General features: G+C 74.3%; 6 protein-coding genes. 3 read left to right on the top strand and 3 right to left on the bottom strand.

Annotated elements, in window-relative coordinates:
* Both LPA54_RS32385 and LPA54_RS32380 read right to left on the bottom strand, forming a co-directional pair.
* On the bottom strand, positions 1-1,072 hold a 1,072-nt coding region (locus LPA54_RS32385), incomplete at its 3' end, for a sigma-70 family RNA polymerase sigma factor (protein ID WP_228984358.1).
* A 390-nt stretch (positions 1,073-1,462) separates the two neighbouring features.
* The gene (locus LPA54_RS32380) at positions 1,463-2,329 is read right to left on the bottom strand and encodes a TetR/AcrR family transcriptional regulator (protein ID WP_228984357.1); all 867 of its coding nucleotides are present in this window, start codon (positions 2,327-2,329) and stop codon (positions 1,463-1,465) included.
* A 405-nt stretch (positions 2,330-2,734) separates the two neighbouring features.
* Here LPA54_RS32380 and LPA54_RS32375 point away from each other — a divergent pair, with 405 nt between their 5' ends.
* Positions 2,735-4,243, top strand: coding sequence for an NAD(P)/FAD-dependent oxidoreductase (locus tag LPA54_RS32375; RefSeq protein WP_228984356.1), 1,509 nt, complete (start codon positions 2,735-2,737; stop codon positions 4,241-4,243).
* 107 nt (positions 4,244-4,350) lie between these two features.
* Positions 4,351-6,363: a SpoIIE family protein phosphatase gene (locus LPA54_RS32370; RefSeq protein ID WP_228984355.1), complete on the top strand. Its 2,013-nt coding sequence runs from the start codon at positions 4,351-4,353 to the stop codon at positions 6,361-6,363.
* Between the two features lie 103 nt (positions 6,364-6,466).
* Here LPA54_RS32370 and LPA54_RS32365 read toward each other — a convergent pair whose 3' ends face one another.
* Positions 6,467-7,747: an MFS transporter gene (locus tag LPA54_RS32365; RefSeq protein ID WP_228984354.1), complete on the bottom strand. Its 1,281-nt coding sequence runs from the start codon at positions 7,745-7,747 to the stop codon at positions 6,467-6,469.
* 143 nt (positions 7,748-7,890) lie between these two features.
* Here LPA54_RS32365 and LPA54_RS32360 point away from each other — a divergent pair, with 143 nt between their 5' ends.
* On the top strand, positions 7,891-8,442 hold the full coding sequence (locus tag LPA54_RS32360; protein WP_228984353.1) for a MarR family winged helix-turn-helix transcriptional regulator: 552 nt from the start codon (positions 7,891-7,893) through the stop codon (positions 8,440-8,442).
* Positions 8,443-8,870: the final 428 nt, after the last annotated feature.

Below are 8,870 nucleotides of genomic sequence, written 5' to 3'. Positions count from 1 at the left end.
CCACACCCCCACCGGCGGCACCACCCGCACCCGGCACACCCCCACCGCCAGCCGCACCACCGACCCCGGTCGCGGCCCCACCGACGCCAGCCGCACCACCGACCCCGCCCGCGGCAGCACCAGCCCCACTCCCCGCACCACCAGCCACGGCCCCCGCGCCGCCCGCCGCCCCGCCACCAGCCACGGTTCCGGAGCCGCCCGCGCCCGCCGCCACGGCCCCGGCCCCCGCCGCCGCCGCCGCACCACCCGCACCCGCCGCCCCGGCACCGGCCGTGCCTCCGGTGATGACGCCCGCCGCCTTCACGGAGTACCCGGCGGCGATCCAGCCGATCACGGCGACCGGCACCACCGCCGGGATGCCCGCGTTGACCTGTGCCAGCTCTCCGGCGGCCAGCCGGCAGCGCGCGCACTCCTCCAGGTGCCTGCGCAGCCCCCGCTCCGCTCGCACGCGCAGGCCGCCCCGGGCGTAGGCGCCGAGCCGGTCGGCGTACCGGGCGCAGTCGCCGCCCGTGGTGAGGGCCCGGTTGACGTGTGCCTGGAGGTAGGCCTGCTTCAGCCCCTCGCGGGCGCGGCTGGCCAGTACCGCCGTGGCGTTGGGCGTCAGCCCGAACAGCGGTGCCACCTCGCTCGGTGTTTCCTCCTCGACGGTCGTGTGCCAGAGCACGGCCTGCCACCGCTCGGGCAGCGACCGGAACGCCCGCACGGCGAGGGACTGCTCGGCCTCGTGCATGGCCCGGACGTCGGCGCCGAGCTGGTCGGCGCCGACGGCGGACGGCTCCGAGGCGCGGGCCGCCTCCGTCGCGAACAGCCCGAAGTCCTCGACGAGCTGCTCGCGCCGGGCGGTCTTCGTCCACGCGGCGGCGACGTGCCGGACGGTCGTCAGCAGGTACGCCCGGACGGCCTGCTCCGGGCCGGCGCCGCGCCGCACGGCCTGGAGGGTGCGGGCGAACACCTCCGCCGTGAGGTCGTCCGCCGTGTGCTGGTCACGGCAGCAGGTGCGCGCGTACCTGCGTACCGCCGCGGCGTGCCGGCGGAACAGCTCCTCGTACGCGGAGTCGTCGCCACCGCGCATGAGCTGGACGAGTTCGGCATCGGACGGGGGCAGTTCCACGGGTGGCGGAAGCAGGGAGTCGCCGGCCGGGCGGTCGCGGCCGCGGTCCCGCTGCGGGGGGACGCCGCGGCCGCCGTCGGGTGCCCGGCGGCGCGACCCGCGGCCGCCCTGGCTGGGCACCTGTGCGGGGCGCCGTCCGCCGGCCGCTCCGAGGGCGTCGGCGCCGAACGGCTCTCCGCGACCGTCACCGTGCAACGCGACCGCCCCCGTACCCCTGCTCAGACCGGAACACCGGCCCAGCGTGCCACAGCGGGTGGAGGGCGCCGCCGCCCCGAGCGGATCATCCACTCATCCGGGGAGACCTTCCGAACACCCACGCCCACGGGCGGGTGTTCGGCGTATCCTCGCCCGTCACGCGGGGCGCGAGCGCAGGCCCTCCAGCAGGATGTCGAGGAGCCTCGTGGAGGCGGCGCTCTGCTGCGCGGCGTCCGGCAGGGACGGTGCCGCCGTGGCGATGACGAGCAGCACGTCCGCGACCGTCACGTCCCGCCGCAGCTCGCCGGCCTCCCGGGCGCGGTTCACCAGCCGGCCCACGACGTCGAGGAGCTCGGAGACCCCGGCGTCGTCGAGCTCGGCGGCCGGTATCGCGCGCGGTGTGACGACCCGCAGGCCGGACTGGGTGGAGGCGCCGCGCTGGTGCGGTACGCGGGCGTCCTCCGGCGTGGCCGGGGCGGGCACCTCCTCCACGTCGACGCCCACGCGCAGGACCTGCGGCGGCAGCAGGCGGCCGGCACCCGAGGCGACGGACGTGCGCAGGAAGCGGGAGAGCGCCGACCAGGGCTCGTCCTCCTGCCCGAGGGCGGTCCTGGCCTGCTCGGTGAGGCGGGCCGTCTCCTCCTGGGCTATGCGGCGGACCAGTACGTCCTTGCTCGGGAAGCGGCGGTAGACCGTGCCGACCCCGACGCGGGCGCGGCGGGCGACGTCCTCCATGGGCGCGCCGTACCCCAGCTCGCCGAACACCTCGCGCGCCGCGCGCAGGACGTGCTCGAGGTTGCGCTGGGCGTCCACGCGGAGCGGCGCGGGCCGCGCGGTGTGCCCGGAGGCCGCGGTGGCACCGGCCGCTCCGACACCGCCGAGCCGGCCCGGTACGCCCGCCGGTACGCCGCCCGGCACACCCGGCCCGCCGGTCCCGCCCGGTCCCGCGGACCCCGCGGATCCATGGCTCGCACCGTTGGCACCCTTCGCGCCGGTCGTGCCGTTCGCCCCGGACACGGTCATTCCGCCGATGGTGTGCGCGGTCCGCGCCCGCCCATGCGAATCCTGAATGTGCATAGCGTTCCCCCGGTCATTCGATGTCTCCCCCCGGAGACTCCCCGCCTTGACATCCGGGGTCCGACCCCGCCGCGCCCTGGTCCACGCACGGCGATCCCGCACCCCGATGAGATACGAACATAGTTGAGACGGAGTCAATTCAGAAGGGGTAGTTCCGTCCGGTGCGCCCCCCGATCGGAGCAAGGCCCGGAAGACTCCCGATTGCCATACCGCCCATCGGCCCGCACGCCCACCCTGACGTGCGCTTTCCGCCTACCGGCGGGAGGAAGCGCCACCCCGCGCCTCCCCGCTCCACCGGTCACACAATCCGTCGAGCCTGTGGACAAACACCGGCGCCCGTTGCGTCATGGGATGGTGACGGCTGCTATCTCGCGGGGATCCGCCGAATCCCCGACTCGTGCGCGCGTTCTCGTCGTCGGCGGCGGCTATGTCGGTATGTACACCGCCCTGCACCTGCAGCGGCAGCTCGGCGACGAGCTGAGAAGCGGGGCGGTCGAGGTGGTGGTGGTCTCGCCGGACCCGTACATGACGTACCAGCCGTTCCTCCCGGAGGCGGCGGCGGGGAACATCTCGCCCCGGCACGTCGTGGTGCCGCTGCGCCGGGTCCTGGACCGGTGCCGGATCGTCATCGGCGAGGTGGAGTCGCTCGACCACGCCAAGCGCACGGCGACCGTCCGGACCCTCGCGTCGGACGAGGAGGCGGCGGGCCCGCTGGAGCTGACCTACGACGAGCTGGTCCTCGCACCGGGCTCCGTCTCGCGCACGCTCCCCGTGCCCGGCCTGGCCGACCACGGCATCGGGTTCAAGACGGTCGAGGAGGCCATCGGGCTGCGCAACCACGTCATCGAGCAGATGGACATCGCGTCCTCCACCCGCGACCCGGCCATCCGGGACGCCGCGCTGACCTTCGTCTTCGTCGGAGGCGGGTACGCCGGCGTGGAGGCGCTGGGGGAGTTGGAGGACATGGCCCGCTACACGGCGCGGTACTACCACAACGTCCGGGCCGAGGACATGAAGTGGGTGCTGGTCGAGGCGAGCGACCGCATCCTGCCCGAGGTGGGTGAGGAGATGGGCCGGTACACGGTGCGGGAGCTGCGCGCCCGGAACATCGACGTCCGGCTGGGGACCCGTCTGGAGTCGTGCGTGGACCGGGTGGCCGTCCTCAGCGACGGCAGCCGCTTCCCGACACGCACGGTCGTGTGGACGGCCGGGGTGAAGCCGGCGCCGGTGCTCGCGGCGACCGGGCTGCCGCTGAACGAGCGGGGCCGGCTGCGGTGCACCGCCCGCCTGACGGTGGAGGGCGTGGAGCACGCGTGGGCGGCCGGGGACGCGGCGGCCGTCCCGGACGTCACGGCGAAGGCCGGGGGCGCGGAGTGCGCGCCGAACGCCCAGCACGCCGTCCGCCAGGCGAAGGTCCTCGCGGAGAACCTCGTGGCGTCGCTGCGCGGCCGGCCGCTCCAGGAGTACGCGCACCGGTACGCGGGGTCCGTGGCGTCCCTCGGCCTGCACAAGGGCGTCGCGCACGTCTACGGGCGGAAGCTGAAGGGCTACCCGGCCTGGTTCATGCACCGGGCGTACCACCTCAGCCGCGTCCCGACGTTCAACCGGAAGGCCCGGGTGCTGGCGGAGTGGACGCTGGCGGGGCTGTTCAAGCGGGAGATCGTGTCGCTGGGTTCGCTGGAGCACCCGCGCGCGGAGTTCGCCCTCGCCGCGGGCCCGCCCCCGCCTCCGGCGGACATGGCCGTCACCTCCGACTCGTCGCCCGACGCCCATGACACGGGTGACGACGGGGACGGGAGAGGCGGCGGTGATCTGGGGGGCGCGCCGCAGACGAAGCAGAACGGTCCCACGAACGACTGACGGCCTTTGTCAGTGTGTTCGGTCACACTGGACGTGTGACCATAGGTGGGCTCACCCCTGCACAGAGTGACTCAGCACGGCAACGACACCACGAGGCATAGAGATCCGTGAACTTCACGCGTTGGAGCGCCCGCTTTCCCGGTACGCAGCGCCGCGCCGCCGCGCGCAGGTCCGATCAGGGGGGTTCGCCGGGGCAGCGGGGCGAGGGTGCCGTGCCCGCAGCGCGGGGTGAGTACGGCCGGCAGGCGGGGTCGCCGCCCGACGGCCCCGCGGCGCCCGCCGGCGCGCCCGACGGGGCGTCGGCGCTGCTCGCCGCGTCGGACGGGCGTGCGACGGCACCGGGCGCGCCCCTGCCGCCATCCGATGCACCCGATGCGTTCGACGGGCTCGGTGCTGCCGGTACAGCCGACGGCCCCGACGGCGGCCACGCCGCACCACCCGGCACGCCCGGCACGCCCGGCACGCCCGGCACGCCCGGGGCCTCCGGTGCGCCCGGTGCGTCCGGGACGGCCGGCCCGGGTGGCACCGCCGCCGCGCCCGCCCAGGCGGCAGCCGCCGCGTCCGCCGCGTCCGCCGTGGCCGCCGCGCCCGCTCCGCTCCCCGCGCCGCCGTCGCTGGAGGACTTCTCCGTGCGGGAGATCCTCAGCCACCTCCCCGGCCTCGTCGCGCTCACCTACGGCCCGGAGCACCGCGTCGCCTACGTCAACGACGCCTACGCCGCGGTGTTCGGGCACCGCGCGCCGGGCAGCACGGTCGCCGACGACTGCCCGGAACTCGCCGACCTGGGCCTCCTTCCGCTCATGGACCAGGTGCTGCGCAGCGGCAAGCCGCGGACGGTGAAGTCCCGCCGGACGCAGACCGGCAGTTCCTTCACGGTCTCGTGCCTCCCCGTCGACGTCCCCGCCCACCACGGCCGGCCGGCGCGCCCCGGCGGCGGGGTCCTGGTGCACGCGGCGGACGTCACGGACCACGCCGAGGCGGCGGAGCGGCTGCGGGCCAGTGAGCGCCGCCACCGCCAGACGGCGGTGACCCTCCAGCGGTCGCTGCTGCCGCAGGAGCTGGAGCAGCCGGACGACCTGAGGGTCGCCGCGACCTACCAGCCGGGCGGTACGGACGCGGCGGTCGGCGGCGACTGGTACGACGTGATCACACTGGGCGCCGGCCGTACGGCGCTCGTCATCGGGGACGTCATGGGCCGCGGCGTGCGGGCGGCGGCGGTCATGGGGCAGCTGCGTACGGCGGTGCGGGCGTACGCGCGCCTGGACCTGCCGCCGCACGAGGTGCTGCAGCTGCTGGACGGTCTGGCCGCGGAGATCGACGCGAGCCAGATCGCCACCTGCGTGTACGCGGTCCACGACCCGAACGAGGGCCGCCTGGTCTACGCGTCCGCCGGGCACCTGCCCATCCTGGTGCGGGACGAGGACGGCTCGATCCGCCGGGCCGACGATCCGACGGGGCCGCCGCTGGGCACGGGTGGGTGGCTGCACACGTCGGGGACGATCGCCCTGCCGCCCGGTTCGACCGCCGTCCTCTACACGGACGGCCTGGTCGAGCGGCGCGGCGAGGACATCGACGAAGGGGTCGCGGCGCTGGAGCGGGCGCTGTCCGGCGCGTCGGGCGCCCCGCAGGTGGTGTGCGACCGGCTGCTGCGCTCCCTGGGGGTGACGGCCGAGCACGACGACGACGTCGCGGTACTGGTGCTCCAGCACCCGGCGCGGTCCGGGGCGGACGCGGAGCTGTTCCACAACGCGGCGCTGGACCTGCTGGGCGGTGTGGAGGCGGCTCCCCGCGCGCGAGCCTTCGCCTCCGGGGTGCTGTCGAGCTGGCGGTTCCCGGTGGAGCTGCGCGACCTGGGCGTCCTGGCGACGAGCGAGCTGGTGGCGAACTCCCTCCAGCACGGCACGCCCCCGATGCGGTTGCGGCTGCGGCGCACAGACCGGCGGCTGATCATCGAGGTGACGGACGGGGACGACCACCTGCCGCGCCGGCGCCGCGCGGAGACCGAGGACGAGGCGGGCCGCGGCATCTCGATCATCGCCACGATCGCCTCGTCCTGGGGCAGCCGCCGCACGCCGGGCGGCGGGAAGGCCGTGTGGTGCGAGTTCGCCCTCCCCGGCTGACCCCCTGAGACCTCCGCATTCGGCCGGGACGAGCACCTCCGCCCCCGGCCGGGCCCATGAGGGGCCCGGTCGGGGGCGGAGAGTGCGGTGTGTCCCGACGCGGTCAGGCGGCCGCGTCGACGGCGGTGGCCCGGCCTTCGGGCGCGTGCCGGGCGACGACCCGGGAGCGCACGGCGTGCGGGTGGTCCTGCGCGACGGTGAGGCCCCGCCCCAGGCGCAGCGCCAACACGCTGATGCCCAGCGAGAACAGCACGAACGTCACGATGTACGGCCCGTGCAGCGCGGCGCCCATGGGCCCGCCCACCGCGGGGCCGACCGCCAAGGCGAGCTGCTTGACCAGGGCGAACGCCGAGTTGTACTGGCCGACCATCGACTCGGGCGCCAGGTCGGCGACGAGCGGCGCCACGGTCGGCGACAGCATCGCCTCGCCGAGCCCGAAGAGACCGTAGGTGGTGATGAACGCGGCGGTCGCCATGGCCTGGCTGCCGTGGCCCAGGCCCGCGTACCCGGCGATGAGCCAGGCGACGGCCCAGATCAGGCCCACGGCCGCGATGACCCGGCTGCGACGGCGGCGCTCCACGAACCGCAGCACCAGGAACTGGGCGGCGACGATGACGGCGGTGTTCGCGGCCAGCGCCATGCCGAGGACCGACGGCTCGATCCCGGCGGCCTCGGTCCCGTACGCGGCGAGGCCCGACTCGAACTGTCCGTAGCAGGCGAAGAAGAGGACGAACCCGAGGACGCACAGCTGGACCATCGCCCGGTGCCCGAGCAGGGTCCGCAGCCCGCCCGCGCCCTGAGCGCCGGCGTGGCCGGGCCGGGCGTCGGCGATGGCGGGGGTGCGGGGCATGCGCACGGTCGCGGCGATCACGGCGAGGACGACGAACATGGCCGCCTCGATGGAGAACAGCAGCAGGAAGCTGCCGGGGCGGCTCTCGTCGACGAGCTGACCGCCGATGAGGCCGCCGATGCCGAGGCCCAGGTTCTGCAGGAAGAACTGGAGGGCGAAGGCCCGGGTGCGGGTGTCCGGGGCGGAGCTCCAGACGATCATCGTGGCGAGCGCGGGCTGCATGACGGCCGTGCCGGCGCCGAGCAGCGCGGCGGCACCGATGACGGTGGTGACACTCCCGGCGAGGCCCATGGCGAGCGCGCCGAGCGCGGCGAGGAGGGCGGCGGCGACGAGGACGGGCAGGGGGCCGCGCCGGTCGATGGTCCTGCCCGTGAAGGGCAGCACGGCCAGGGCCGCCATGGCGAACGCCGCCAGGACGACGCCCGCCGTCGTGGCGCCCAGGTCCCTGACCTGCGCCACGTACACATAGAGATACGGAACGGTGAACCCGAGTCCGAACGCGCTCAGCGCGTTGCCCGCCTGAATCCGGCGCATCGCTGCGCCCCTCGCCTTGGTCACACTCACCCACTTCAATGTCGTAGGACTGAAGCCTGAAGACTTCAAAGGTAAAGTTCGATGGTTAACTGTACACACTGAAGGACTTCGACGCGAACGACTTCCGTGGGATACTCCGGGACATGCCGGAAGCCCATGTGCCGAGCGTCGAACCGACCCTCGACGAGCAGATCGCCGCCTACCAGCGCGAGTACCGCGACCTCGACCCCCAGGTCGAACAGGTCGTCTCGGCACTCGGCCGCCTGAACCGCCGCATGAACGTGGCGTACGGACGCCAGCTCGCCGAGCTGGGCATCGGGAGCACCGAGTGGGAGGTCCTCAAGACCCTCGTCCTCTCGGGCGCCCCGTACCGGCTGGGCCCGAGCCAGCTCGCCAAGCGCCTCGGACTGACCCCCGCGGCCATGACGCACCGCATCGACCGCATGGCCGGCGAGGGCCTGGTCACCCGGGACCGCGACGAGACGAACCGGGTCCGCGTGATCGTCGAGCTGACGGACGAAGGCCGCGCCAAGTGGCTGGAGGCCATGCGGATGGCGACCACGTTCGAGGAGGAGCTGCTGCAGGACCTGTCCGGTGACGAGCGCGGCGTCCTCGGCGAGCTGCTGATCCGCCTCCTGCGCCGCGTGGAGCACGCCCAGCCGGACGCGGAGGGCCGGCTGAAGGACCTCGACTGACGGCACGGACCCCGCCGTGGTGGGTGGTTGACGCGGACGTAGGCGGTCCGTATAGTTCTTCGGGTTGTCGCGGGACCGGAACGGTTCTGCGGCGGCCACTCGGCCGCTGATGCGGCACCCAAACCCAGCACGATTCTTCCCTCGGGATGGATTTCGGCATGCCGCAATTCATCCGGGCGCCCCGATTATGAGGCGCCACGGAAATCCGCTAGAGTTTGGGACGTCGGAACGGCCGAAGGGCCGGAAAGACAAACCCCTCTGACTGGGAATCAGGCCCGAAAGGATCTGATAGAGTCGGAACCGCCGGAAAGGGAAACGCGAAAGCGGAGAACGGCCCGGCAGCCCGCTCCAGCGGGTGGCAGAGAAGGAAATCGGATCTGCTAGGCTGGAGACACGAAAGACCGAAGGGAAGCGCCCGGAGGAAAGCC

The sequence above is a fragment of the Streptomyces sp. DH12 genome, from assembly GCF_020873895.1.
GTDB lineage: Bacteria > Actinomycetota > Actinomycetes > Streptomycetales > Streptomycetaceae > Streptomyces.
The sequence above is the reverse complement of the archived record's forward strand: the minus strand, read 5'-3'. Positions and strand labels throughout refer to the sequence as shown.

Bases quoted from the DNA above. Each gene is read 5' to 3' on its own strand.
- LPA54_RS32360 (WP_228984353.1), top strand. From the start codon at position 7,891: ATGCCGGAAGCCCATGTGCCGAGCGTCGAACCGACCCTCGACGAGCAG.
- LPA54_RS32365 (WP_228984354.1), bottom strand. From the start codon at position 7,747: ATGCGCCGGATTCAGGCGGGCAACGCGCTGAGCGCGTTCGGACTCGGG.
- LPA54_RS32380 (WP_228984357.1), bottom strand. From the start codon at position 2,329: ATGACCGTGTCCGGGGCGAACGGCACGACCGGCGCGAAGGGTGCCAAC.
- LPA54_RS32375 (WP_228984356.1), top strand. From the start codon at position 2,735: ATGGTGACGGCTGCTATCTCGCGGGGATCCGCCGAATCCCCGACTCGT.